This is a genomic window from Curtobacterium sp. MCSS17_007 (assembly GCF_003234175.2).
Taxonomy (GTDB): domain Bacteria; phylum Actinomycetota; class Actinomycetes; order Actinomycetales; family Microbacteriaceae; genus Curtobacterium.
On sequence record NZ_CP126257.1, the window covers coordinates 1,074,270 to 1,099,567 of the forward strand.

At 72.2% G+C, this 25,298-nt stretch carries 25 protein-coding genes; 15 read left to right on the plus strand and 10 right to left on the minus strand.

Features of this window, described 5'->3' with window-relative positions; translation table 11 throughout:
* Positions 1 to 9 precede the first annotated feature (9 nt).
* Positions 10 to 1,098: a YihY/virulence factor BrkB family protein gene (locus DEJ22_RS05030; protein WP_111227521.1), complete on the minus strand. Its 1,089-nt coding sequence runs from the start codon at positions 1,096 to 1,098 to the stop codon at positions 10 to 12.
* A 166-nt stretch (positions 1,099 to 1,264) separates the two neighbouring features.
* On the minus strand, positions 1,265 to 2,581 hold the full coding sequence (locus tag DEJ22_RS05035; protein ID WP_111227520.1) for an MFS transporter: 1,317 nt from the start codon (positions 2,579 to 2,581) through the stop codon (positions 1,265 to 1,267).
* Positions 2,582 to 2,791: 210 nt separating this feature from the next.
* Between DEJ22_RS05035 and DEJ22_RS05040 the strand changes: the two genes are divergently transcribed.
* From DEJ22_RS05040 to DEJ22_RS05050, 3 genes are all read left to right on the plus strand, one after another.
* On the plus strand, positions 2,792 to 3,163 hold the full coding sequence (locus DEJ22_RS05040; protein WP_111227518.1) for an FKBP-type peptidyl-prolyl cis-trans isomerase: 372 nt from the start codon (positions 2,792 to 2,794) through the stop codon (positions 3,161 to 3,163).
* A complete protein-coding gene (locus tag DEJ22_RS05045; protein ID WP_111227517.1) occupies positions 3,163 to 3,999 on the plus strand; it encodes an aldo/keto reductase in 837 nt (278 codons plus the stop codon). The genes DEJ22_RS05040 and DEJ22_RS05045 overlap by 1 nt, the downstream gene beginning before the upstream one ends.
* A 193-nt stretch (positions 4,000 to 4,192) precedes the next feature.
* Complete coding sequence (locus tag DEJ22_RS05050) at positions 4,193 to 6,439, plus strand: HelD family protein (RefSeq protein ID WP_111227516.1); 2,247 nt, start codon at positions 4,193 to 4,195, stop codon at positions 6,437 to 6,439.
* Between the two features lie 106 nt (positions 6,440 to 6,545).
* Here DEJ22_RS05050 and DEJ22_RS05055 read toward each other — a convergent pair whose 3' ends face one another.
* The 3 genes from DEJ22_RS05055 to DEJ22_RS05065 are packed head-to-tail and all read right to left on the minus strand — an operon-like array spanning position 6,546 to position 9,004.
* On the minus strand, positions 6,546 to 6,821 hold the full coding sequence (locus tag DEJ22_RS05055) for a protealysin inhibitor emfourin (RefSeq protein WP_111227515.1): 276 nt from the start codon (positions 6,819 to 6,821) through the stop codon (positions 6,546 to 6,548).
* A 17-nt stretch (positions 6,822 to 6,838) separates the two neighbouring features.
* Positions 6,839 to 7,891 (minus strand): M4 family metallopeptidase, encoded by a 1,053-nt coding sequence (locus tag DEJ22_RS05060; protein WP_111227514.1) that lies wholly within the window; start codon positions 7,889 to 7,891, stop codon positions 6,839 to 6,841.
* Positions 7,892 to 7,933: 42 nt separating this feature from the next.
* Positions 7,934 to 9,004 (minus strand): glycoside hydrolase family 6 protein, encoded by a 1,071-nt coding sequence (locus tag DEJ22_RS05065; RefSeq protein WP_146241773.1) that lies wholly within the window; start codon positions 9,002 to 9,004, stop codon positions 7,934 to 7,936.
* 103 nt (positions 9,005 to 9,107) lie between these two features.
* Here DEJ22_RS05065 and DEJ22_RS05070 point away from each other — a divergent pair, with 103 nt between their 5' ends.
* The 3 genes from DEJ22_RS05070 (at position 9,108) to DEJ22_RS05080 (ending at position 10,685) form a co-directional block, all read left to right on the plus strand.
* Complete coding sequence (locus tag DEJ22_RS05070; protein ID WP_181430863.1) at positions 9,108 to 9,554, plus strand: VanZ family protein; 447 nt, start codon at positions 9,108 to 9,110, stop codon at positions 9,552 to 9,554.
* 100 nt (positions 9,555 to 9,654) lie between these two features.
* Positions 9,655 to 9,924 carry a 30S ribosomal protein S15 gene (rpsO, locus tag DEJ22_RS05075; RefSeq protein WP_111227511.1) on the plus strand — a complete coding sequence of 90 codons (270 nt, stop codon included), beginning with the start codon at positions 9,655 to 9,657 and terminating at the stop codon, positions 9,922 to 9,924.
* Between the two features lie 140 nt (positions 9,925 to 10,064).
* The gene (locus DEJ22_RS05080) at positions 10,065 to 10,685 is read left to right on the plus strand and encodes a CE1759 family FMN reductase (protein WP_111227510.1); all 621 of its coding nucleotides are present in this window, start codon (positions 10,065 to 10,067) and stop codon (positions 10,683 to 10,685) included.
* 20 nt (positions 10,686 to 10,705) lie between these two features.
* Here the strand turns inward: DEJ22_RS05080 and DEJ22_RS05085 are convergent, their stop codons facing one another.
* A complete protein-coding gene (locus DEJ22_RS05085; protein ID WP_146241772.1) occupies positions 10,706 to 11,923 on the minus strand; it encodes a coiled-coil domain-containing protein in 1,218 nt (405 codons plus the stop codon).
* A 306-nt stretch (positions 11,924 to 12,229) separates the two neighbouring features.
* Here DEJ22_RS05085 and DEJ22_RS05090 point away from each other — a divergent pair, with 306 nt between their 5' ends.
* Complete coding sequence (locus DEJ22_RS05090; RefSeq protein ID WP_111227508.1) at positions 12,230 to 14,503, plus strand: polyribonucleotide nucleotidyltransferase; 2,274 nt, start codon at positions 12,230 to 12,232, stop codon at positions 14,501 to 14,503.
* Between the two features lie 81 nt (positions 14,504 to 14,584).
* Here the strand turns inward: DEJ22_RS05090 and DEJ22_RS05095 are convergent, their stop codons facing one another.
* Both DEJ22_RS05095 and DEJ22_RS05100 read right to left on the minus strand, forming a co-directional pair.
* A complete protein-coding gene (locus DEJ22_RS05095) occupies positions 14,585 to 15,112 on the minus strand; it encodes a YbhB/YbcL family Raf kinase inhibitor-like protein (RefSeq protein WP_111227507.1) in 528 nt (175 codons plus the stop codon).
* A gap of 156 nt (positions 15,113 to 15,268) precedes the next feature.
* Positions 15,269 to 15,913 (minus strand): TetR/AcrR family transcriptional regulator, encoded by a 645-nt coding sequence (locus DEJ22_RS05100; RefSeq protein ID WP_181430862.1) that lies wholly within the window; start codon positions 15,911 to 15,913, stop codon positions 15,269 to 15,271.
* A 245-nt stretch (positions 15,914 to 16,158) separates the two neighbouring features.
* On the opposite strand from DEJ22_RS05100, the gene DEJ22_RS05105 reads away from it, so the two are divergent.
* Both DEJ22_RS05105 and DEJ22_RS05110 read left to right on the plus strand, forming a co-directional pair.
* Positions 16,159 to 17,493: a M16 family metallopeptidase gene (locus tag DEJ22_RS05105; RefSeq protein ID WP_111227505.1), complete on the plus strand. Its 1,335-nt coding sequence runs from the start codon at positions 16,159 to 16,161 to the stop codon at positions 17,491 to 17,493.
* A 5-nt stretch (positions 17,494 to 17,498) separates the two neighbouring features.
* Positions 17,499 to 18,101: a histidine phosphatase family protein gene (locus tag DEJ22_RS05110; RefSeq protein WP_111227629.1), complete on the plus strand. Its 603-nt coding sequence runs from the start codon at positions 17,499 to 17,501 to the stop codon at positions 18,099 to 18,101.
* Between the two features lie 61 nt (positions 18,102 to 18,162).
* Here DEJ22_RS05110 and DEJ22_RS05115 read toward each other — a convergent pair whose 3' ends face one another.
* Entirely contained in the window at positions 18,163 to 18,651 is a 489-nt protein-coding gene (locus DEJ22_RS05115; RefSeq protein WP_111227504.1) for a GNAT family N-acetyltransferase, read from the minus strand.
* Between the two features lie 22 nt (positions 18,652 to 18,673).
* Between DEJ22_RS05115 and DEJ22_RS05120 the strand changes: the two genes are divergently transcribed.
* Positions 18,674 to 19,420 carry a 4-hydroxy-tetrahydrodipicolinate reductase gene (locus DEJ22_RS05120; RefSeq protein WP_111227503.1) on the plus strand — a complete coding sequence of 249 codons (747 nt, stop codon included), beginning with the start codon at positions 18,674 to 18,676 and terminating at the stop codon, positions 19,418 to 19,420.
* A 54-nt stretch (positions 19,421 to 19,474) separates the two neighbouring features.
* Entirely contained in the window at positions 19,475 to 19,888 is a 414-nt protein-coding gene (locus tag DEJ22_RS05125; protein WP_111227628.1) for a tetratricopeptide repeat protein, read from the plus strand.
* A 55-nt stretch (positions 19,889 to 19,943) separates the two neighbouring features.
* Here DEJ22_RS05125 and DEJ22_RS05130 read toward each other — a convergent pair whose 3' ends face one another.
* Positions 19,944 to 20,855 carry a TIGR01777 family oxidoreductase gene (locus tag DEJ22_RS05130; protein WP_111227627.1) on the minus strand — a complete coding sequence of 304 codons (912 nt, stop codon included), beginning with the start codon at positions 20,853 to 20,855 and terminating at the stop codon, positions 19,944 to 19,946.
* A 126-nt stretch (positions 20,856 to 20,981) separates the two neighbouring features.
* On the opposite strand from DEJ22_RS05130, the gene DEJ22_RS05135 reads away from it, so the two are divergent.
* The 4 genes from DEJ22_RS05135 to DEJ22_RS05150 all read left to right on the plus strand — a co-directional run bounded on the left by DEJ22_RS05135 (position 20,982) and on the right by DEJ22_RS05150 (position 25,255).
* Positions 20,982 to 21,806, plus strand: coding sequence for a thymidylate synthase (locus tag DEJ22_RS05135; protein WP_502862523.1), 825 nt, complete (start codon positions 20,982 to 20,984; stop codon positions 21,804 to 21,806).
* Positions 21,806 to 22,318 carry a dihydrofolate reductase gene (locus tag DEJ22_RS05140; RefSeq protein WP_111227500.1) on the plus strand — a complete coding sequence of 171 codons (513 nt, stop codon included), beginning with the start codon at positions 21,806 to 21,808 and terminating at the stop codon, positions 22,316 to 22,318. The genes DEJ22_RS05135 and DEJ22_RS05140 overlap by 1 nt, the downstream gene beginning before the upstream one ends.
* Positions 22,319 to 22,556: 238 nt before the next feature.
* Positions 22,557 to 23,534 carry a 4-hydroxy-tetrahydrodipicolinate synthase gene (dapA, locus tag DEJ22_RS05145; protein WP_111227626.1) on the plus strand — a complete coding sequence of 326 codons (978 nt, stop codon included), beginning with the start codon at positions 22,557 to 22,559 and terminating at the stop codon, positions 23,532 to 23,534.
* A gap of 44 nt (positions 23,535 to 23,578) precedes the next feature.
* Positions 23,579 to 25,255, plus strand: a complete 1,677-nt coding sequence (locus DEJ22_RS05150; RefSeq protein WP_058730182.1) for a ribonuclease J — start codon at positions 23,579 to 23,581, stop codon at positions 25,253 to 25,255.
* Positions 25,256 to 25,298: the final 43 nt, after the last annotated feature.

Here is a 25,298-nt window from a genome sequence, read left to right on the forward strand (position 1 = left end):
GGGGGCTCCCTACGGCATCGGGGGCTCGCCGACCCGCACCTGGCGGGACATCGCGCGCAGGTGCTCCTCGGACGGGTCCGGTTCGTCGTCCTGGTCCGCCGCGCGTCGCTGCGCGGCGATCCGGACGTGGTGCGCAGCCGCGACGTCCTGGTCCCGCCACCGGGCGAGCGTGAAGTTCCGCGTGACGTCGCGCAGCGGCAGCCGGATCGCCTCGTCCGCCTCGATGCCGGCGAGGAGCTGCCGCATCCGGATCACTTCGGAGTCGAGTTCCCCGCCGACCACGAGCACGAAGTTCGAGATGTACAGGTAGACGAGCAGCAGGATCCCGCCGCCGAGCCACCCGTATGCCCGGTTGCCGCCCCCGCCGATCGTCTCGACGTAGACGGAGAAGCCCACGGTCGCGAGCGCCCAGGTCACGATCGCGAACGCCGCCCCCGCCGACACCCACCGCAGCTGCGGGGTCTTCACGTTCGGGGTCGCGTAGTACAGCACGGCGACCATGACGACGAGGTCGACCGCGAGCACGGGCCACTTCGCCACGTTCCACAGGTCGTCGATCCACGGCGCCCACCCGAGCTGCCGGACGACCGCGGCCGAGATCGTCGGGGTGCCGAGCAGGATGACGATCGCGATCGCGCCGCCGACCATCACGAGCAACGTGACGAGGAGCATCATGCTGCGGAACTTCCAGATCCGCCGGCCCTCCTCGACCTCGTACGCGGTGTTCATCGCCCGGCCGAACGCCGTGGCGTACCCGGAGAGCGACCACAGTGTCAGCACCAGGCCGATCGAGAAGCCGACCCACGGGTTGTCGAGCGTCAGGAGCTGGCGCAGCGGTCCCTCGAGGTGCTGCGCGGTCTCGGGGCGGACGATGAACCCGAGCACCTGGACGATGTCGGTCAGGCTGTCGCCCTGACGGTCGACGACGGACAACGCGGAGACCACGGTGAGCGCCGCCGGGAACACCGTCAGCAGGGCGAAGAACGTCAGCGATGCCGCGGCGTCCACGACCCGGTGGCGGATCACCGAGTGGTAGGTGCGCCGGACGACCGCTCGGACCCCGGTCCGCTGCAGGTCGCGCGAGGCGCTGTCGGGCATGCGATGTACCGTACCCGACCCCCTACCGGTCGTCAGGCGCGGCGCGGCCCCGTCCCGCGCCTCCCGGCCGTCGCGACCACCGGTCACCCCGCGGAGGCGACAGGCGTCTGCGGACCGTCCGCCCGGATCTGTCGCTCCCGTGGAGGAGTCGCCGCGCGCCCGTTGCTCAGTTCGCGTGCGGGTCGAGCGCGTCGTACCGACGGAAGGACGGCACCAGCCGGAGCAGCAGCGCGACGAGGCCGATGATGAGCACGCCGCCGATGATCGGCGGGTACGCGATGCCGGCCGCGACGACGAGACCGGCGTACAGGTCGCCGAGGCGCGGGCCGCCGGTGACGACGACGATGAAGATGCCCTGCAGTCGACCGCGCATGCCGTCGGGCGAAGCGGCCTGCAGGATCGTGTTCCGGAACACCGAGCTGACGTTGTCCGCGCCGCCCGCCGCCGCGAGGAACAGGGCCGCGAGTCCGAGCGCGGGCAGGATCTCGACGTCGAACGCCTCGCCGGACCGGCCACCGAGCAGGTGCGCGACGGCGATGACGACACCGAACGCTGCGATCGCCGCACCGTAGGCCGTGATCGCCCACCCGACGGCCTCGCCCTGGCGTCGAACGTGCCCGAGCGGTCCGGAGAACACGCTCGACAGCAGCGCGCCGATGGCGTAGGCGGCGGTCAGGGTGCCGACGGTGATCGAGCCACCGCCGATGACGAGCGCCCCGATCGCGGGGAAGAGCACGCGGGGCTGCCCGAACGTCATCGCGACGATGTCGAGCACGAACGTCATCGTGATGTTGCGGGACCGCTTCAGGAAGCGCGCACCCTCGATGAGCGAGCCCAGACCGGGGCGCAGGGCGTCGCGGTCGGCCGCCATCCGGGGGAGGGTGAAGACGCCGAGGAACGCGAAGGTGAAGAGCACGACGTCGATCGTGTAGGTCGGCGCGAACCCGACGCTCGCGATGAGGACACCGGCGATCGCCGGGCCCACGGTCACCTGGAACCCGGACGCGATGCCGCCGAGCGCGCTCGCCGCCGGGAGCAGGTCGGTCCCGACGAGCCGGGGGACGATCGCCGAGCGGGACGCGTTGCTCACCGTCGCGGCCACGGCGTTCACGGTCGCGAGCACGTAGAGGAGCGCCACGCTCTGCAGTCCGAGCCAGGCGTGCGTGGCGATGAGCGCGACCGCGGCCCAGGCGACGACCGACGACACCAGGGCCACGAGCCGCCGGTCGAATGCGTCGGCGAGCATCCCGCCGTAGAGCCCGGCGACGATCATCGGGACGAGTGCGATCACGCCGACGAGCGCGACCGCGAAGGTCGAGCGGGTGATCTCGTAGACCTCGAGGCCGACCGCGACGGTGGTCATCTGCGTGCCGATGCCGGCGATCGCGGTGCCCGCCCAGAGCCGCGCGAACGCGGGGGAGCGGCGGAGCGGGGTGAGGTCGGCGAGCAGGCGGCGGCGGGGTTCGGTGTCAGGTCGTGTCACGGTGGAACCATTCTGCGGCCTGCGTCGGGCGAGCGGGCGGAATCGGCACCGGCCCGGGCACGAACGGGCGGAACCCGTCGCGTTCGTCCGCCGAGCGTGACAGATCTCGCCCGTTCGGCGCAGCACGCGACGGACCGTGCCCGTTCGCGGGCAGCGAGACGTCCGCGCCGCTCGGGATGCCCACGCACCCCACCTGGTTGACTGACGGACATGACTGACCTCAACAGCAAGCCCGAGTTCGACGCCCCCGAGGGCCCGGCCCCCGCCGAGCTCGTGATCACCGACATCGTCGAGGGTGACGGCGACGTCGCGCAGCCCGGTTCGACGGTCAAGGTCCACTACGCCGGCGTCGAGTACGAGACCGGCGAGGAGTTCGACAGCTCGTGGAACCGCGGCGAGCCGATCGACTTCCCGCTCGCGGCGCTCGTCCGCGGCTGGCAGGAGGGCATCCCCGGCATGAAGGTCGGCGGACGCCGCAAGCTCACCGTCCCGCCGGAGCTCGCCTACGGCCCGGCCGGCGGCGGTCACTTCCTGTCCGGCAAGACCCTCATCTTCATCATCGACCTGCTCGGGGTCCGCTGATGCAGGTCGGCGCGCCCACCATCGAGCTGAACGACGGGCACCGCTTCCCGGCGCTCGGCCTCGGCACGTACGGGCTGAACGGCGACGAGGGCACCGCAGCGGTCGGAGCGGCGATCACGAGCGGCTACCGGCTGCTCGACACCGCGCTCAACTACGGCAACGAGGACGCCGTCGGCCGTGCCGTGCGCGAGTCCGAGGTCGACCGCGAGGACCTCGTCGTCACCTCGAAGCTCCCCGGACGCCACCACGGCTACGACGAGGCGCACCGCTCGATCGACGAGACGCTCGGGAACCTCGGGTTGGACCGCGTCGACCTGTACCTCATCCACTGGCCGAACCCCTCGGTCGGGAAGTTCGTCGACACCTGGAAGGCGTTCGTCGACCTCCGCGACAGCGGCAAGGTCCGCTCGATCGGTGTCTCGAACTTCACGCCGGAGCACCTGAAGGCGATCATCGACGCCACCGGTGTCGCCCCGGCCGTGAACCAGGTGGAGCTGCACCCGTACTTCCCGCAGGCGGAGCTCCGCAAGGTGCACGCCGAGTACGGGATCGTCACCGAGAGCTGGAGCCCGCTCGCGAAGCAGTCCGAGCTGCTGACCGAGCAGCCGGTGCTCGACGCGGCGGCCGCACACGGCGTGACGCCTGGTCAGGTCGTGCTGCGCTGGCACGTCCAGCTCGGCGCGGTGCCCGTGCCGAAGTCCGGGGACCCCGACCGGCAGCGCGAGAACCTCGACGTCTTCGGGTTCGAGCTGACCGACGACGAGGTCCGCGCGATCTCGGGACTCGAGCGCGGGCGTCTCTGGGACGGCGACCCGGACACGCACGAGGAGATGTAGGGGCTGCCGCCCCACGGACGGGCGCACCCCGCTCGGCGGCAACGCGGAGCGTTGCGCGGGGTGCACCGACCGCGTCTGCGAGGGGGGTCGTGGCGGGTCCGCCACGTGCCTCCCGATCGTCCGGCGACACGTCGCCCCGCGTCGCCGCTCGGCGGGACTACACTGGACACCCCTGTTTCCCGAAGGGTGGCGTGTGTCCGAACCGACCGAGATCGACCGTGAGCGTGGGTACGTGGACGGGCTCTTCGCCCGTCTCGACGAGCTGACGGCCGAGGCCGAGCAGCGCCTCGCCGAGACCCGCCGCCAGGCGGTCGGGGGCAACCACCAGAGCCGCAGTGAGCGCGACGCGTACGCCCGGCTCTACGAGGACACCATCGCGACGCTCGAACGCGTCGGCGACCGCCTGGTGTTCGGTCGGCTCGAGGTCTCCGAGCCGGACTCCGCCGACGACGCCTTCCGCTACATCGGGCGGGTCGGCCTCCGCGACGACGAGCACCGCCCGCTCCTGCTCGACTGGCGCGTCCCGGGTGCGAGCGCCTTCTACCAGGCGACCGCGGCACACCCGATGGGCATGCGCGCCCGCCGCCACCTGACGCTCGAGGGCCGCACGGTCGTCGGCGTCGAGGACGAGGTCTTCGACGCCTCGCTGTACGACGACGAGCGCACGCACCTGCAGGGCGAGGGCGCACTGCTCGCGGCCGTCACGGCGGAGCGCACCGGTCGGATGACCGACATCGTCGCGACGATCCAGGGCGAGCAGGACCGCATCATCCGCTCCCCGCTCGAGGGCGTGCTCATCGTGCAGGGCGGCCCCGGCACGGGCAAGACCGCCGTCGCGCTGCACCGCGCCGCGTACCTGCTCTACTCGCACCGGGAGCGCCTGCGGGGCTCCGGCGTGCTCATGGTCGGCCCGTCGCCGGCGTTCCTGACGTACATCGAGCAGGTGCTGCCGTCGCTCGGCGAGACCGGGGTCGTGATGGCGTCGCTCGGGTCGCTGTACCCGGGCGTGCACGCGACGACGCACGACCACGGCGACGTGGCCGCGGTGAAGGGCTCGGCGCAGATGGCGTCGCTGCTCCGTCGTGCCGTGCGCTCCCGCCAGGTGGTGCCGACCGAGCCGGTCGTGCTCGACGTCGAGGGGGAGCGCCTCACGGTGCCGCCGCAGCTCGTCGCCGACGCCCTCAAGCGTGCGCAGGACCGGGGCAAGCCGCACAACGTCGCCCGCGTGACGTTCAACAAGATCGCGCTCGACGCGATGACCCGGCTCCTCGCCGACCAGCTGCGCGCACGCGGCACCACGGTGGACGAGGCCGACGAGAAGGTCCTGCGCGAGGACATCCGCAGCTCGTACGACGCCCGCGTGCTCCTCAACACGGCGTGGCTGCCGCTGCCGCCGGAGAAGTTCCTCGAGGACCTGTACGCCCGGCCGAACTGGCTCGCCTCGCTCACCCCGGACTGGACCCCGGCGCGGCGGGCCCTGCTGCAGCGCCCGCGCGGTGCGGGCTTCACCATCGAGGACGTCCCGCTCCTCGACGAGGCGGCGGAGCTCCTCGGGCCGTTCGACCCGACCGGGGGCGCGGCGAAGCGTGCGGCGAAGGCCAGCCGCAACCGCGACATCGAGAACGCGCGCCAGGCGATCGAGAACATGGGCGTCGAGGGGATCGTCACCGCCGAGCAGGTCGCCGGGTCCTTCGCCGAGGGCGGCGACCCGCGCACCACGGCCGAGCGCGCCGCGGAGGACCGTGAGTGGACCTACGGACACATCGTGGTCGACGAGGCGCAGGAGCTCTCCCCGATGCAGTGGCGGGTGCTCGCCCGCCGGAACCCGCTGCGGTCGTTCACCATCGTCGGCGACATGGCGCAGGGCTCGTCGCCGGCCGCGGCGCGGACGTGGGACGACGTCGTCGGTGCGCTCGCGCGTCGTCGTCGCGGTCGCGCGCCCGTCGTGCCGCTCGACCACCGGGTCGAGGAGCTGACGGTCAACTACCGGACGCCGCGGTCCATCGTGCAGGCGGCGGGTGCGTTCGCCGACGCCGCCGGACTGGCGGTCACCCGGACCGAGGCCGTGCGCGACGGTGACCCCGTCGACCGCGTGTCGGTGCCCCGGACGGCGCTGCTCGACACGGTCGCCGAGCGGGTCGGGGCGGAGCGCGAGCGCATCGGTTCCGGCACCATCGGCGTCATCGTGCCGGAGTCCGACGTGACCGCGGTGCGCGAGCGCCTGGCGCGGACCGACGCCGACGTCCGCGGGCTCGGTTCGCCGCGGCCCGGATCGGTGACGGTGCTCACGGGCGCCGACGCGAAGGGCCTCGAGTTCGACGGCGTGCTGCTCGTCGACCCGGACCGGGTCGGGGCGGACGCGGCACGCGCCGCAGCGGCCGTCTACGTGGCGATGACCCGCCCGACGCGCCGCCTGGTGGTCGTCGACGTGACGGACTGACCCCGGGACGCCAGCGGCAGCCGGACGGGAGGCCCGTGGCGGGGCCGCCACGGGCCTCCCGTCCGGCCGTGCCCACGTCGCGGCGTACGCCGCGGCCACACGCCGCTCAGCTGACGGGGTCGCCCTCGTCGCGCACGCGGGCGACGAGGGCCGCCCAGGGGCCGTCGAGCTGGCTGCCGGGGATCGTCACGGTGGTCCTGGCGACCGTCACCGTCCAGGTGAAGTCGTCGGGCACCGAGTGTCTGCGCCGGACCCGGGCCTCGCGCGGGAGTGCGCCGACCAGGTCGTACCAGGCGTCCGGGTCGTCGCACGAGTCGGTGTCGACCCGCCAGCCCCGGGAGAGGCCTGCGAGTCCACCACTGCGGCGGACGACGATGTGCATGCTCCGGTTCTACGCCGTCACGACCCGGAGGGGACACCGACCGCGCGCCAGGCGTCCTCGACCGCGGCGCGCTGCACGGAGTCCTGGCCGAAGCGGCTCGCGGCGGCGTCCACCGTCACCCGGGCGAAGCCGGCGAAGTCGATGCCCTCGGTGGTCTCCGGCGCGGTCAGGGCGTCCCACCACACGGCCCCCGCGCCCTCCCACGCGTACCCGCCGATCGCCGTCGCGGCCAGGAAGAAGGCGTGGTTCGGGATGCCCGAGTTGAGGTGCACACCGCCGGAGTCCTCGGTGGTCTCGACGTAGTCGGCCATCGTCGCCGGCTGCGGGTCCCGGCCGAGCACCGGGTCGTCGTAGGCGGTGCCCGGCGCTCGCATCGACCGCAGGGCGACGCCGTGCACGGCGTCGGTGAACAGCCCCTCGCCGATGAGCCACGTGGCCTGGTCGGCGGTCTGCCCGGCGGCGTGCTGCGCGACGAGCGACCCGAACACGTCGCTGACCGACTCGTTCAGCGCACCCGACTGCCCCTCGTACGTCAGGTCCGCGGTGTACTGCGTGACCCCGTGCGCCAGCTCGTGCCCGATGACGTCGAGGGAGACGGTGAACCGCTCGAAGACCTCGCCGTCCCCGTCGCCGAACACCATCCGCCGGCCGTCCCAGTACGCGTTGTCGTAGTCCTGCCCGTAGTGCACCGTGGCGTCGAGGGGGAGCCCGGCGCCGTCGATCGACGCCCGCCCGAACACGTCGAGCCAGAAGGCGTGCGTCGCGCCGAGACCCGCGTACGCCTCGTCGACGGCCGCGTCCCCGGTGTCCGCGTCGCCCTCGCGTCGGACGACCGTCCCGGGCAGGGACGTCGATCCGTGCGCGTCCGCGATGGTGCGCTGCGGGGAACGGTCGACCGTCCCGCTGATGCTCCGCGGTCGGGTGCGGTGCTCGTGCTTCGGTGCGGCGACGGCGGACATCTCGGCGAGCGCGGTCCGCGCGGCCGAGGCGGCCCGCGGGTGCTCCGCCGCATCGGCGACGGCGCGCAGCAGGTAGGGCGGGACGACGGATCGGCGGTGGGCGGCGGTCATGGCGCCATGGAACCACCGACGACCGACGACGGGCCGGGCGGTTCAGTCCCGTCGGCGGTGCTCGACGAGCGACAGGGCGTACGACTCCCACCACTGGCCAGCGGCCGGTCCGCCGTTGCACGTGCCGTCGCTGAGCCCCGGCGTCTTCACCCACAGCAGCGCGTCGAGCCCGGTGGTGCCGCGGGTGACGTGCGGCGCCTGGCCGAGTCCCGCACCCGCGGGGTTGCACCACGTCCCGCGCCACCCCTGCCCGTTCCGGGAGACGTCGATGACGTAGTGCGGGTCACCGCCGACGGCGTCGGCCAACCGTTCCGCGTAGGCGCGCTCCTGGTCGACCCGGTAGAAGTTCGACACGTTCGTCGCGAAGCCCTGCGTCCGGTCCACCCCGGCCTGCCGGAGCCAGCGCGCCATCGTGGCGACGGGGACCCGGTCCTCGTTGCCGCCGTCGAGGTACACCGTCAGTCCGTGCCCGGACAGCTCGTCCACCGCGCGGTCCAGCAGCCGCAGGCGGTCCTGCCCGAGGCGCTCGCAGACGTGGATCTGTGCGATCGAGTCCGGCTCGACGAGCACGACCGCGTGCGAGCCGGCCATCGCCCGGACGGCCGACCGCACCCAGGGCAGGTAGGCGTCCTCCGCGGTCCCGCCCGCCGAGTAGCTGCCGCAGTCGCGGTCGGGGATCGCGTAGAGCACGAACACCGGTGTCCGTCCCTGCTGCTCGGCGCTCCGCACGACCCGTCGAACCGTCTCCCGCGTGGCCCGCTCGGACGGGTCGGTCAACCAGGTCGCGACGGGCTGGTCCGCGATCTCGTCGATCCGCTCGGCGGTGGTGCGCTCGCCGTCCGCCCGCGCCTCGGCCGCACGGCGAGCCGCCTGGTTGTCGGCGTCCGGCTGTCGCGCCAGACCACCCGGGAAGGCCGCCGCCGCCGACTCGCGTGCCGCGACCGGTCGGTCGGTGCCCCCTCCGGCCGTGCCGCGTCCGTCCGGCGGGGGAGCGGGCAGGGTCGTGAGGACGACGGCGACCACGGCGGCCGCGACCACGGCCCCTGCTCCGAGCCATGCCCACTGTCGGCGTCCGCTGTCCCTGGAGCGGCCGCGCTTCCCCTGCTCCGGCATGCGTCCATGCTGGCAGGCCGAGGGCCGGTCCTGCCAGGGCGGCCGGGCGACCGCCCAGGTGGAGCGCGGGCTGCTACCAGGAGCACGCGGCGATACTGTCCGGATGTTCCGGAAGCTCCTGCTGCTCGCGCTCACCGCCGGCTACGCCTGGGTGATCTGGCGGATGACCCTGACGCCGCGGGTCTTCACGCACGCGCAGGACGAGCTCGTGCTGCACGCCGTCGCCTGGGTGCAGGCACTGCCGCACGGCGCGTGGTTCACCTACGACCGCGTGGAGTTCCTCGCGAACATCGGCATGTTCGTCCCCGTCGGCATGCTCGCGGCGCTCTGGTTGCCCCGACGGTGGTGGCTGCTCGGTGCCGTCGTCGCCGTCGTGCTGTCGGTCGGCATCGAGCTCGCGCAGGCCCGCTGGCTGCCGTACCGCGTGGCCGACCCGCGCGACGTGCTGTCGAACGGGCTCGGCGGGCTCCTCGGTGCGACGCTCGTCGGACTCGTCCGGAGCCTGCTGCCCGTGCCCCGACGACAGCGCCTGCGTGCCCGGACGGCCTGAACTCTGGTAGTCTCGTCCGGTTGCCGTCGAACGGCCGCGGACAAAGAGCGCCCATGCATCAGGCATGAGCACCGCGCAACGGACAGGAAGGGGATCATCCATGGCACTTGACGCGAAGGTCAAGCAGGAGATCATCGAAGAGTACGCGACCCACCCGGGCGACACCGGATCCCCCGAGGTCCAGGTCGCCGTTCTGACGCGTCGCATCAACGACCTGAACGAGCACCTCAAGGAGCACAAGCACGACCACCACTCGCGTCGTGGTCTGCTGCTCATGGTCGGTCAGCGTCGCCGTCTCCTCGGTTACCTCTCCGACGTCGACATCAGCCGCTACCGGTCGCTCATCGAGCGCCTCGGCCTGCGTCGCTAGTCGACCCGCAGACACTGCGTGACCGAACGCCCCGGTCCTCCTCGTGAGGACCGGGGCGTTCCTCGTTCCCGGGAATGGTTGCGTGCTCAGCGTGGTTCGGTACGATGTTCATGCAAACGCATCGAAAGTCGGGATCACTCATGACCACCATCGCCGTCGTCTCCGCCGGACTCTCCGAGCCCAGCTCCACCCGCCTGCTGGCCGACCGTCTCGCCGAGGCCGCGGTCACCGCCGTCGAGGCCGACCGTCCGGGTGGCACCGCCGAGGTGCGCCACGTCGAGCTGCGTCCGATCGCGCACGAGATCGTCGACGCGATGCTCACCGGGTTCGCCGCACCGGGTCTCGCCGCCGCCCAGCGCACGGTGCTCGAGGCCGACGCGCTCGTCTTCGTCACCCCGGTCTTCACCGCGGGGGTCAGCGGTCTGGCGAAGTCGTTCCTCGACGTGCTCGACAAGGACGGCGTGACCGACCTGCCGGTGCTGCTCGCCGCGACCGGCGGCACCGCACGGCACTCGCTCGCGATCGACCACGCCCTGCGCCCGGTGTTCGCGTACCTCCGCGCAGCGGTGGTGCCGACCGGCGTGTTCGCAGCAACCGACGACTGGGGGAGCGAAGCGGACGCCGCCGCGCTCGATGCCCGCGTCCGACGGGCCGGGGTCGATCTCGCATGGGCGATCCGCGCCTCCCGACGGACCCCGCAGCAGGAGACGCTCGCCGCGCCGACCGACTTCGCGTCCCTGCTCGGCGGCCTCGGTCACTGACCGAGGCGCCCGGCGGGCGCTCAGTACCAGTGCGGGTTGACGCTCATCTCGTGGTTCCACGCCGCGCAGGGGGAGCCGTAGGCGTCGTGGATGTACGCCAGCCCCCAGTTGATCTGCGTCGCCGCGTTCGTCCGCCAGTCCGCGCCGGCGACCGCCATCTTGCTCGCCGGCAGTGACTGCGGGATGCCGTACGCGCCGCTCGAGGCGTTGAGGGCGTTCGCCCGCCAGCCGGACTCCTGGGTCCAGAGGGACACGAGGCAGGAGAACTGGTCGCCGCCCCAGCCGTAGGCGCCGATGGCGCTGCGGGCGTACGCCTTCGCGCCGGCCGGGTCGACGGTGACGCCGCCCGTGCTCGGGTAGGACGTACCCGAGCCGCCACTCGTCGCCGCCGGCGCCGGGGACGACGGTGCGGCGGCGGCTGCCGCTTGCTGCGCTGCTGCTGCGGCCGCTCGCTCACGGGCCCGCTGCTGGGCGGCCTGCTGCGCGGCGACCTGCACGCCGAGCTCGTACTGCTGCTCGGTCGTGGCGGTGGTGTCCTTCAGTGCGGCCAACTGCGCGTAGAGCTCGTCGCTGTGCTGCTGCGTGTCCGCGACGGCCCGTGCGGCGGCGTCGGACGCGTTGCGGGCCGACGCGGAGCGGTCCTCGGCGGCAGCGGCGAGGGTGCTCCGCTCGGACTCCGCGCGCTCGGCCTGGTCGTGCAGCGACTCCGCGGTGTGGCCGGCGACCGAGGCGTCCTCGAGCACGCCCTCCCACGTGCTCGAGAGCTGGTCGACCGCGCCGAGCTGGTAGAGCAGCTGGTCCGGGTCGTCCGTGGTCGCGATGCGCGTCGTCATGGCGTTCTGGCTGCCGTCGCGGTACAGGGTCGCGGCGAGCTGCCCGGCCCGGTCCTGCGCCTGGGCGGCGGTGCGTTCGGCGTCGTCCGCCTGGTTGCGGAGGGTGGATGCGGTCTGCGTCGCCGTGGCGAGGTCCGCCTCGGCCCGGTCGGCTGCTGCGGAGGCGTCGAGTGCGCGCTGCGACTTCGCGGCGGCGTCGGCCTGCACCGACTGCAGTGCCGCCTGCACCTTCGTCACCTCAGCGGCAGCGGCCTGCTCGTTGCCCTTCGCCTGCTGGACGTCCTGCCACGTCGGGTACTGCGTCGTCGCAGCGCTCGCGGGCAGGGCGGTGAGGACCGGTGCGACGAGCGCGCCCACGACCACGGCGGTCGCGACGAGCACGCGCCGGGAAGGGCTGGTGCGCATCTCCGCAGGCTACCGGGGACACGCCCGTTCGCCGCGAGCAACACCCGCCGGGCGCCTGAGGACTGGTAAAGTCCTCATCGTCCGGGGACCGTTCTCCGGACGTCACGCTCCGCTGTCACATCTGCGGGGCTGGCACACAACACTGCGCAGACCGGGCACGGAGCTGGTCATCGGTGGTGGCTCGCGGGCAGTCCGTTCGTCCCGAGTGCTTCTACTGCTGGCCAGACATGCGCCCCGACCCCTCGGCGTGCACGCACCACGGGTGCCGTCGCCCAGGTCTGCCGAACACGTCAAGGAGGCACCCTTTTGGAGGGTCCCGAGATCAAGTTCGCCGAAGCCGTCATCGACAACGGCAAGTTCGGCAAGCGCGTCGTCCGGTTCGAGACCGGTCGCCTCGCACAGCAGGCCCAGGGCGCGGTCGCCGCGTACCTCGACGAGGAGACCATGCTCCTCTCGGCCACCAGCGCCGGCAAGCACCCGCGCGAGGGCTTCGACTTCTTCCCGCTGACGGTCGACGTCGAGGAGCGCTCGTACGCCGCCGGCAAGATCCCCGGCTCGTTCTTCCGTCGTGAAGGCCGCCCGAGCACCGAGGCGATCCTCGTCTGCCGTCTGATCGACCGGCCGCTGCGCCCGTCGTTCGTCGACGGCCTGCGCAACGAGGTCCAGATCGTCATCACCGTCCTGAGCATCGCGCCGGACGAGTTCTACGACGCGCTGGCGATCAACGCCGCGTCCGCGTCGACGCAGATCTCCGGTCTGCCGTTCTCCGGCCCGATCGCCGGTGTGCGCCTCGCACTGATCGGTGACCAGTGGGTCGCGTTCCCGAAGGCCTCGCAGCTCGAGGAAGCGGTCTTCGACCTCACCGTCGCCGGCCGTGTCGTCACCGACGAGCAGGGCAACGAGGACGTCGCGATCATGATGGTGGAGGCCGAGGCGACCGAGCACGCCTGGGGTCTCATCCAGGGTGGCGCCACCAAGCCGGACGAGGCGATCGTCGCGCAGGGCCTCGAGGCGGCCAAGCCGTTCCTCAAGGTCCTGGTCGAGGCGCAGGCGAAGATGGCCGCGCAGTCGGCCAAGGAGATCCAGGACTACCCGGTCTTCCCGCCGTACGCCCCCGAGGTCTACTCGGCCGTCGAGGCACTCGCGCTCGACGAGCTCAAGGACGTCTACCAGATCGCCGGCAAGCTCGAGCGTCAGGACAAGGACGACGCCCTCAAGGCCCGCGTCAAGGAGGCCGTCGCCGCCAAGGTCGAGGCCGGGGAGCTCCCCGAGTCCGCGAACGGCCAGGTCGGTGCCGCCTACAAGTCGGTCACGAAGAAGGTCGTCCGCGGCCGCATCCTGACCGAGCAGGTCCGCATGGACGGTCGCGGCCTCGCCGACATCCGTCCGCTCGACGCCGAGGTCGCCGTGATCCCGCGCGTCCACGGTTCGGCGATCTTCCAGCGCGGCGAGACGCAGATCCTCGGTGTCACCACGCTGAACATGCTCAAGATGGAGCAGCAGATCGACTCGCTGTCGCCCGTCACCAAGAAGCGCTACCTGCACCACTACAACTTCCCGCCGTACTCGACCGGTGAGACCGGTCGCGTCGGTTCGCCGAAGCGTCGCGAGATCGGGCACGGCTTCCTCGCCGAGCGCGCCCTCGTGCCGGTGCTGCCGTCGCGCGAGGAGTTCCCCTACGCGATCCGTCAGGTGTCCGAGGCCCTCGGCTCCAACGGCTCGACGTCGATGGGCTCCGTGTGCGCCTCGACCCTGTCGCTCCTCAACGCCGGTGTGCCGCTGCGCGCCCCGGTCGCGGGCATCGCGATGGGCCTCGTCTCCGACACCGTCGACGGGCAGACCCGCTACGCGGCCCTGACCGACATCCTCGGTGCCGAGGACGCTCTGGGCGACATGGACTTCAAGGTCGCCGGTACGTCGGAGTTCGTCACCGCCATCCAGCTCGACACGAAGCTCGACGGCATCCCGTCGTCGGTCCTCGACGCCGCGCTGAAGCAGGCCAAGGAGGCCCGCTCGGCCATCCTCGGCGTGCTGACCGAGGCCATCGACGCCCCCGACGAGATGGCGGACACCGCTCCGCGCGTCATCTCCGTGCAGATCCCCGTCGACAAGATCGGCGAGCTGATCGGCCCGAAGGGCAAGACGATCAACGGCATCCAGGACGAGACCGGCGCCGACATCTCCATCGAGGACGACGGCACCGTCTACATCGGCGCCGTCGACGGTCCCTCGGCCGAGGCTGCGCGTGCGCAGGTCAACGCCATCGCGAACCCGACGAACCCGGAGATCGGGGACCAGTTCCTCGGCACGGTCGTCAAGATCGCGACGTTCGGTGCCTTCGTGTCGCTGCTCCCGGGTCGCGACGGCCTGCTCCACGTCTCCGAGGTCCGCAAGCTCGCCGGTGGCAAGCGCGTGGAGAACGTCGAGGACGTGCTCGGCGTAGGCCAGAAGATCCTGGTCGAGGTCACCAAGGTGGACGACCGCGGCAAGCTGTCGCTCGCGCCGGTCGTCGCCGACGAGGTGGACACCGAGGGCCGCGAGGGCCACGAGAAGCACACCGAGGACCCCGCCGAGGGTTGATCCCCGGCGCCTCGCGCTGCTGACACCGCAACGGCCGCCACTCCTGCTGGAGTGGCGGCCTTTGCCGTGTGCAGGCCGGCGTCAGGAGGCGGGGGTCTCCTGCGTGCCGGTCAGCTGCGCGCGACCGAGCAGGTGCTCCCGCAGCAGGAAGCCGACGACCGCGGGGGTGGCGTCGGCGGGGGCCTCGAGCACGGGCACGTCGAGGGCGCTCACGGTGAAGACGTAGCGGTGCGGACCGTGCCCGGCGGGCGGCGCGGCCCCGAGGAACGTGTCCGTGCCGTACTCGTTGCGGCGACGGAGCGCCTCGGCCGGCAGCAGGGCGTCGTCGCTGCCCGCGCCCTGCGGCAGCGAGGTCGTCGTGGCGGGGATGTCCGTGAGGCTCCAGTGCCAGAACCCCGAGCCGGTCGGTGCGTCGGGGTCGTACACGGTGAGGACGTAGCTCGCGGTGCCCTCGGGGGCGCCCTCCCACTCGAGCGCGGGGGAGCGGTCCTCGCCACCGGCGTCGGTGCCTCGTGCCCAGTCGGGCAGCGCGCCACCGTCGGTGAAGTCGGGGCTCGTCAGGGTGAACGTGGGGACCTCGGGGAGGTTCCAGTTGGGGTCGTTGGCCATGCGTCCAGACAACACCCGGGGCCTGGTCCACGGGTGGGACGGACGGGAGGCGCGGTGCGGGCCCGGCACGTGCCTCCCGTCCGACGCGTGATCGCGGCCGGAGCGCGCCGCGGCGCACGACTCGCGTCGTGCGGTCACGCCGCCGGGTGCGCGGCGTCAGGCGATGACGCGCTCGACGACCCGACCGAGTGCCGCGGTGGCGGCGATCGCGTCACCCGCGTAGGCGCCGGCCATCGCTCCGTCGCGCGCGAGCATGAGCTCGTCGGCGCCGTCACCCGGCAGCGGGTGCCCGGCGCGCTGCAGCAGCGAGGCGAGTTCGTCCGTGTACCAGTCGCGGTGTGCCGCGACGACCTGGCGGACCGGGTCACGGGGGTCGTGGTACTCGGCGGCGGCGTTGAGGAACGCGCAACCGCGGAACTCCGCGCCGCCGACCTCGTCCGAGACGGCGGCGACCCAGGCACGGACGGCCTCGGTCGGGGAGTCGGCGTCGGCGACGAGTCGCGCGAACGCCTGTCGGACCCGCTCGTCCTGCGCCCGGATGTAGGCGAGGATCAGGTTGTCCTTCGACCCGTAGTGCTTGTAGAACGTCGCCTTGGTGACGCTCGCCTCGGAGATCAGACGGTCGACGCCCACGCCGCGGATGCCCTCTTCGTAGAAGAGCCGGGACGCGGTCTCGAGGATGCGGACCTTCGCGCCGCCGGAACGGGGAGCCGGGGGGACGCTCGACCCGTCCGGCGACACGAGGTTCGTGCTCGGGCCCGGGAGACGCTGGACGGCCGGTTGGGGGGAATCGACCGTCACAGCGCTGCTCCTCGGACTCATCGGCTCCGCGGGGGAGTGGGGGGACTCCGCCGCGCAGGACTGATGTCCCGAGCCACCGGGCCGGAATCTAGGGGGGCTTCCGACCCGATGCAGAAACTGTACCACAGTGAGGACAGACAGACGAGTCTTTCTATCCTCCTTCACTGTCCCCCACTTCGAGGCACGTGCCACGAGGCTGTGGAAACTGGGCGACCAGCCTCGACGGATCAGTAGGCTCGTCTGCGATGAACCAGCCAGTGCCGTTGCCGCTCGAGGCCCAGGACACGTCGTTCCTGACGTCCGGTGGTGCCTTCGTCCGTCGATCCGTGCTGTCGTCCGGGGTCCGGGTCCTCACCGAGTCGGTGCCGGGGGCGAGTTCGACGAGCCTCGGCTTCTGGGTCGGTGTCGGTTCCCGCGACGAGCGCGAGGGGCAGTACGGTTCCACGCACTTCCTCGAGCACCTGCTGTTCAAGGGCACCGGGCGCCGCAGTGCGCTCGACATCGCGATCGCGTTCGACTCGGTCGGCGGCGAGCACAACGCTGCGACGGCCAAGGAGTACACCTGCTACTACGCGCGGGTCCGGGACACCGACGTCCCGATGGCGGTGGAGGTGATCGGCGACATGGTGACCGGTTCGGTGCTCGATGCCGACGCGTTCGCGGTCGAACGGGGGGTCATCCTCGAAGAGCTCGCCATGGCGGCCGACGACCCCGCCGACGTCGCGGGCGAGGCGTTCTTCGCGGCGGCCTTCGACGGGCACCCGCTCGGTCGCCCGATCGGCGGGACGCCCGAGAGCATCCGCGCGGTCGGTCGCGACGAGGTCCTCGACCACTACCGCGAGCACTACGCACCGAACGGCATCGTCGTGACGGCCGCCGGTGCCGTCGACCACGACCGCTTCCGCGAGCTCGTCGAGCACGTGTTCCGCGACGCGCCGAAGGCGTCCCCGCTCGCGCGCCGCACCCCGCAGCCGGTCGCCGACCCCGCGGTCCCGCGCCTGGCGGTCGCGCACCGACCGACCGAGCAGGTCAGCATGCTCCGCGGCTCCCAGGGCCTCGACCTGCGTGACGACCGCCGGCCCGTGCTCAGCGTGCTGAACGCCGTGCTCGGCGGCGGCATGAGCTCCCGCCTCTTCCAGGAGGTCCGGGAGCGCCGCGGGCTCGCGTACGCGGTGTCGTCGTTCGCCCCCGCCTACCTCGACAACGGCGCCTTCGGCGTCTACGCCGGGTGCGCTCCGGACAACGTCGCGGGCGTCGTCGAGATCATCGACGCCGAGTTCGCCCGCATGGTCGACGACGGCATCACCGAGGACGAACTCCGTCGTGCCAAGGGCCAGATCGAGGGGGCGCTGACGCTCTCGCTCGAGGACTCCGACGCCCGCATGACCCGCCTCGGCCGGTCCGAGCTCGGCACGGGGGAGTTCACCGACCTCGGGACGGCGCTGCAGCGCGTGGACCGGGTGACCTCGGGCGACGTGCTCGACCTCGCCCGCGACCTGCTCACCCGACCCACGATCACCTCGGTGGTCGGGGCCGTGGAGCGGGAGCGGTTGGCCGCCGCCATCGGTGCCGAGGGGTGACGGACGTGTCCCACTACCTCTACCTCGTCCGACACGGTGAGCACCAGGACGCCGAACACGGTCTCCGTGACGGCAAGCTCTCGGAACGTGGCAAGCGGCAGGCCATGCTCGTCGCCGACCGCCTGGGCGGGGTGCCCTTCGACGGTGTGTACCACTCGCCGCTCGACGCTCCGAGCGAGACCGCGGCCTTCCTGGCGCAGCGGCTCCCCTCGATCCAGCCCGAGCCGTCCACCCTGTTGTTCGACTGCATCCCCTCCGGTCCGACGCCGGACATGCCGCACGCGTACCAGGGCTGGTACGGCGGCGTGACGGAGGAGGAGATCGTCGCCGGTCAGGCACAGATGGGCGACGCGGTCGCCGAGTGGTTCACGCCCGCCCGCGAGGACCGGCACGACCTGCTCATCACGCACAACGCGGTGATCGGGTGGTTCGTGCGCGAGGCCTTCCAGGCACCGGAGTGGCGGTGGATGGGGACCAACGTCGCCCACACCGCGCTGACGATCATCCGGATCCGCTCGGCCAAGCCGGCCGAGGTCGTCACGCTGAACGACCTGGCCCACCTGCCGGTCGAGCTGCGCACCGGCCTGCCGGTCGACCAGCCCGTCTGACGGCCGCCCCGTCGCGCCGCCGGTCCAGAGGCGCGCCGCCGGTCGGGAGGCGCGCCGCCGGTCACCGCACCGGCAGGCGGTACCAGGCGGTCGCGTTCGGGTTGTCGTTGAACGGCTCGACGCGCTGGTACCCGCGGCCCCGGTACATCGCACCGGCTGCGACGAGCGAGTCGTTGGTGTCGAGGACGACGCTCGTCGCGCCGAACTCCCGTGCCGCCCGCTCGAGCGCGTCCATCACCGCGGTCGCGACGCCCCGGCCGCGGCCGGCGGGGGAGACGTACACGTGCTTGACCTCGAACCGGACGTCGCCGTCGTCGTCCGGGATCCGACGGAGACCACCGCAGCCGAGCGCGACCGACGTCCCGCCCACCTCGTCGTACGCGACGACGAACACGCCGTTCGGGGGCTCGAACTCGGCGGCCGGCGTGCGCTTCCGCGAGTAGGTGCCCTGCGCGCTCGGGAACGTCGCCTCGCGCTCGTCGAGGTAGGCGTCGAGCAGGGCGTCCACCTCGGGCACGTCGGCGGGTACGGACCTGACCTGGAGCGGCATGGGTCGATCCTAGGATGGACGCATGGTCACTCCCGTCGCCGTCGTCGGCGCCACCGGTCGTCTCGGAGGCCTGGTGGCCTCCGTCGTGGAGTCGCTCGACGGCTTCGAGCTCGTCGCCTCGCTGTCCTCGAAGGACGCCGTGCACGAGGCGCCGCCGTCGGTCTTCGGCGGCGCGACCGTCGTGGTCGACGTCACCGTCCCGGCGCTCAGCCCCGCGATCGTCGACCACGCCCTGGCGAGCGGTGCGAACGTCCTCGTCGGGACGTCCGGCTGGTCGCTCGACCGCCTGGCGACGCTCCGCGCCGGTCTCGAGGCACGACCCGACCAGGGCGTCCTCGTGGTCCCCAACTTCTCCGTCGGATCGGTGCTCGCCACGCACCTCGCGACGATCGCGGCGCCGTGGTTCCCCTCGGTGGAGATCGTCGAGACGCACCACGCGGGCAAGATCGACAGCCCGTCGGGCACGGCCGTCCGCACCGCCGAGCTCATCGCGGACGCCCGACGCGAGGTGGGTCCGGTGGACGCCCCGCACGTCGACCAGCGCGCCCGCGGACAGCAGGTCGCGAGCGTCCCGATCCACTCGCTGCGACTGCCCGGTGTCAAGGCGGTGCAGGACGTGCTGCTCAGCGGACCCGGCGAGACCGTCACGATCCGCCACGACACGAACGACGACGTGGCGTACGTCGCCGGGATCCGTGCGGCGCTGACCGCCGTGGTCGACGCCCGCGGGCTGACCGTCGGTCTCGGCAGCGTCCTCGGCATCGGCTGAGCCGTGAGGTCGACCTGGCGGTCGCTCCGCTCGCCGTTCTGGGGGGCGGCGCTCATGACCGCGCTCCTCGTGCTCTACATCGTGCTCGTCGGGCAGCGCGCCGTCGCGTTCGTGCGCACCGGTCAGCCGATCGGCATCGGCATCGGTGTCGCGCTGTTCGTCGTCGCGGCGATCGGCGCGCTGCTCCTGGTGCTCGAGTTCCGGTTCGGCGTGCGCATCACACGGCTCGGGGCACGACTCGAACGGGAGGGCGGCACCCCGGACGAGGTGGTCCCGGTCCGGGCGTCAGGCAGACCGACACGCGAGGCCGCCGACGAGCTCTTCCCGCGGTACAAGGAGGCGGTCGAGGCCGACCCCGGCGACTGGCGTGCCTGGTACCGGCTCGGCATCGTCTACGACGCGGCCGGCGACCGCAAGCGGGCGCGCGCTGCGATGCGGACCGCACTGGCGAAGGCGGCGGCGCGCTGATCGCGGTCCGGAGGCGCGAGCCGGGACCGCCCCGTGCCTCCGGACCGTGAGCCGCTCAGAAGGCGGCGTCGACCGCGTCCTCGGCGGACGCGTACCGGAACCGGTACCCGGAGTCGGTGAGCTTGCGCGGGACCATCCGCTGGTTCGAGAGGAGCATCTCGTCGGCGGCCTCGCCCAGCAGCGTGCGCAGGGCGAAGGCCGGGACGCTGAACAGGGAGGGGCGGTGCAGGTCCTCGGCGACGCGGCGGGTGATCCGGTTCGACACCGCGGCCTCCGGGCCCGCGAGGTTGACCGGTCCGCGCACCTCGGCGGCGTCCGGGCTGGTGGCGAGGTGCACGATCGCGCCGACCTCGTCCTCGAGCGCGATCCACGGCCAGTACTGCCCGCCGGTGCCGAGCTTCCCGCCCAGACCGGCCTTCGTGAGCGGCACGAGGGGCGCGAGCGCGCCGCCGCCCTGCCCGACGACGACGCCGGTCCGGAGCAGCACGACGCGGACGCCCTCCGGGGCAGCGGTCGCCGCGGCCTCCCAGGCGGTGCAGACGTCCGCGAGGAACCCCGTTCCCGGGGCGGCGTCGTCGTCGAGGACGTCGACGGGCCGGTCGCCGTACACGCCCGATGCCGAGCCCGACAGGAACAGTGCCGGCGGACTGGCGGCGCCGCGCATCGCCTCGACCAGGGTCTCGGTGGCCTGCACCCGCGAGTCGAGGATCTGCTGCTTGTACGCGGCGGTCCACGGCAGCTTGCCGATGCTCGCACCGGCGAGGTTGACCACCACGTCGGCACCGTCGAGCACCGCCGGGTCGAGCGGTCGCGTGCCGGGGGACCAGCGGAACTCGGAGGCCGTCCGCGGGGTGCGGCGGACCAGCGTCGTGACGTGGTGCCCGGCGTCGCGGAGGGCACGGACGAGGGGTGTCCCAATGAAGCCGGACGCACCGGCGACGAGGATCGAGAGCGGCTGGGTCGACATGCCCACGACGCTACTCACGCAACGTAGGCTCTTCTCGTGAGCGAGACCGTGCAGCCCGACCCCGCCGTCCCCACTCCCGCAGTGCCGACTCCCGCAGTGCCGACTCCCGCAGTGCCGACTCCCGCAGTGCCGACGTCCGCAGTGCCGACGTCCGCAGTGCCCACGCCGTACGAGGAGCTGCTGCGCCGCGTGCTCGAGGAGGGCACGCCGAAGGGCGACCGCACCGGCACCGGCACGCGCAGCATCTTCGGGGCGCAGCTCCGCTACGACCTGTCGCAGGGCTTCCCGTTGGTCACGACCAAGCGCGTGCACTTCAAGTCGGTGGCGTACGAACTGCTCTGGTTCCTGCGCGGCGACGGCAACGCCCGCTGGCTGCAGGAGCACGGCGTCCGCATCTGGAACGAGTGGGCCGACGAGGACGGCGACCTCGGACCGGTGTACGGCGTGCAGTGGCGGTCCTGGCCGACTCCCTCCGGCGAGCACGTCGACCAGATCGCCCAGGTGATCGAGCAGATCCGGACGAACCCGGACTCGCGTCGGCTCATCGTGTCGGCGTGGAACGTCGCCGACGTGCCGGACATGGCGCTCGCCCCCTGCCACGCCTTCTTCCAGTTCTACGTGGTCGACGGCAAGCTCTCGTGCCAGCTGTACCAGCGGAGCGCGGACATGTTCCTCGGCGTGCCGTTCAACATCGCCTCGTACGCGCTGCTCACCCACATGATCGCGGCGCAGACCGGGCTCGAGGTCGGTGACTTCGTCTGGACCGGCGGCGACTGCCACGTGTACGACAACCACGTCGAGCAGGTCCGCGAGCAGCTGAGCCGCACGGCGTACCCGTACCCGACGTTGGAGATCGCCCCACGCGACTCGATCGACGACTACGAGTACGAGGACTTCACGGTCGTGGGCTACGAGCACCACCCGGCGATCAAGGCAGCGGTCGCGGTCTGATGGGCTGGACCGAGCCCGTCCGTGGTGTCGGCATGGTGTGGGCGCGCACGGACTCCGGGGTGATCGGCGCCGACGGGGGCATCCCGTGGCACGTGCCCGAGGACCTCGCGCACTTCCGACAGGTCACCGGTGACGCCGTGGTGGTGATGGGACGGCGCACCTGGGACTCGCTGCCGCCGCGGTTCCGGCCGCTGCCCGGGCGGCGGAACGTCGTGCTGACGCGGGACGACTCGTGGTCGGCCGAGGGTGCCGAGGTGGTGCGCGACCTGGCGACCGCGCTCGACACCGACGAGCCCGTGTGGGTGATCGGCGGGGGAGCGGTCTACGCGGACGCACTGCCCTTCGCCGACCGGGTGTGCGAGACCGTCGTCGACCTCGACCTCGACGTGCCGGGCGACACCCGCGCGCCGGAGCTCGACGACGCGTGGGAGCTCGTCGACGAGGGCCCCTGGCAGGAGTCCCGCGTCGACGGCACCCGCTTCCGCTTCCTGGAGTGGCGCCGCCGCGCGTAGCGCGCAGTGCAGCGCGCGCGGCGGTTCCGAACCACGGAACCGACGTCGAACCAGGTCCCGGTGTTGGTTCGGTGTCGGGAACGTGGTTCGGTGCAGGGCCGCGGCGACCGAGAGGCGAACCGACCGCCGAGCATGACCGGCGTGACGGGGGCGAGCCGTGCCTCCCGGACGGTCCGAACGCCGCGCACCGTCCGACCGGACGGCGGCTGCGCCGCGCATCCCCGGTACGCTGGTGCGCGTGTCCCCGCGTGAGAATCCCTTCGGTCAGGTCCTCGTCGCCCTCGTGACGCCGTTCACGGCCGACGGCGAGGTCGACTGGCCCGGCGTCGAGCAGCACATCGACGACTGCATCACGGCCGGCGCCGACGGCATCGTCGTCACCGGCACCACCGGCGAGACGAGCACCCTGACCGACCCGGAGAAGCTCCGCCTGGTCGAGGTCGGCAAGTCCGTCGCCGCGGGCCGGGCGAAGATCATCACGGGCGGCGGCTCGAACGAGACCGCGCACGCGATCCACCTCTACAAGCAGAGCGAGCGGGCCGGCGCCGACGGCGTGATGATCGTCACGCCGTACTACAACAAGCCGACGCAGGCGGGCGTCCTCACCCACTTCCGCATGATCGCCGACGCCACCGACCTGCCGGTGATCCTGTACGACATCCCGGGTCGCACGGGCATCCCGATCACGTACGAGACGATCGTGCGGGCGTCGCACCACCCGAACATCCTCGCTGTGAAGGACGCCAAGGGCGACTTCGCCGAGGTCTCCCGGGTGCTCAACAACACCGACCTCATGTACTTCTCCGGCGACGACACGAACGTGCTCCCGCACCTGTCGATCGGCGCGACCGGACTCATCGGCGTGACGGCGAACATCACGAGCACCCCGTACCGCACCATCGTCGACGCCGTGAACCGCGGCGACCTGGCGACCGCGACCGCCGAGCACAAGCGCGTCGAGCCGCTCGTGCGCGCGATCATGACGCACGTCCCCGGCACCGTCGCGGCGAAGTACGTCCTGCACGGGCTCGGCCGCATCGGCAGCCCGCGCGTCCGGCTCCCGCTCGTCGGCCCCGAGGACACCGAGGCCTACGCCATCGAGACCTCCCTCGAAGCGGTCCGGGACATCCCCGGCGCCGACTTCTCGAACTTCCGCCCCGACCGCAACGCGGCGGCCGGCGGCGCACTGCCGAAGGTGCCAGGCACCACACGTTAGGGAAGCCGCGGCGCCGGAGCGCGCCGCACGACAGTCAGGACCGAATGCCCACCCAGATCTCCACACCGCAGCCGCTCGAACCCGGCACCCTCCGCGTCATCCCCGTCGGGGGCCTCGGCGAGATCGGTCGCAACATGACCGTCTACGAGTTCGACGGCAAGCTGCTGATCGTCGACGCCGGTGTGCTCTTCCCCGAGGAGCACCAGCCGGGCGTCGACCTCATCCTCCCCGACTTCGGGCCGATCCGTGACCGTCTCGACGACGTCCTCGGCGTCGTGCTCACGCACGGACACGAGGATCACATCGGCGCCGTGCCGTACCTGCTCAAGCTCAAGGCCGACATCCCCCTGATCGGCTCCACGCTGACCCTCGCGCTCGTCGAGGCGAAGCTGAAGGAGCACCGGATCAAGCCCTACACGCTCGTCGTGCAGGAGGACCAGACCGAGCAGCTCGGCCCGTTCCACCTCGAGTTCGTGGCCGTGAACCACTCGATCCCGGACGCCCTCGCCGTCGCGATCACCACCCCGGCCGGCCGCGTGCTGCACACGGGTGACTTCAAGATGGACCAGCTCCCGCTGGACGACCGCATCACCGACCTCCGCGCCTTCGCCCGACTCGGCGAGCAGGGCGTCGACCTGTTCCTGCCGGACTCGACGAACGCCGACGTCCCCGGGTTCACCGCGCCCGAGCGCGACATCGGACCGGTGCTCGAGAACGTCATCTCGCGCGCCCGCAAGAAGGTCGTCGTCGCGAGCTTCTCGTCGCACGTGCACCGCGTGCAGCAGGTCCTCGACGCCGCAGCCGCGACCAACCGCAAGGTCGCGTTCATGGGCCGGTCGATGATCCGCAACATGAACATCGCCGCCGAGCTCGGCTACCTGCGGGTGCCGGACGACGTCCTCATCGACACGAAGAAGGCGAAGAACGTCCCGGACGACCAGATCGTCTACATGTCGACGGGGTCGCAGGGCGAGCCGATGGCCGTCCTCGCGCGCATGGCGAACCTCGAGCACCAGATCGAGATCGGCGAGGGCGACACCGTCATCCTCGCCTCGTCGCTGATCCCGGGCAACGAGAACGCCGTCTACCGGGTCATCGACGGCCTGACGAAGCTCGGCGCCAAGGTCGTGCACAAGGGCAACGCCAAGGTGCACGTCTCCGGACACGCGAGCGCCGGCGAGCTGCTCTACTGCTACAACATCCTGCGTCCCCGGAACGTGCTGCCCGTGCACGGTGAGCACCGTCACCTGTACGCCAACGCCGACCTGGCGATCCAGACCGGCGTCCCGCCGCGCAACGTGATCCTCGGGCAGGACGGGATCGTCGTCGACCTCAAGGACGGCGTGGCCAGCGTCGCCGGCCAGCTCGACATCGGCTACGTCTACGTCGACGGCTCGACCGTGGGTGAGATCACCGACGCCGACCTCAAGGACCGCCGTGTCCTGGCAGAGGAGGGCTTCATCTCGATCTTCTGCGCCGTCGACTTCACCACCGGTCAGTGCGTGGTCGGGCCGGAGATCCAGTCGCGCGGCTTCGCCGAGGACGACTCCGTCTTCGACGACGTCCGCCCGCAGATCGCCAAGGCGATCGCCGAAGCCGCGGCGAACGGCACCCGCGACGCGCACGCCTTCAGCCAGGTCGTCCGACGGACCGTCGGCCGTTGGGTGAACACCAAGCACCGTCGTCGTCCGATGATCGTCCCGGTGGTCATCGAGGCGTAGGCACCCGCACGGCAACCGGCCGGGAGGCACGGCGAGCGTTCCC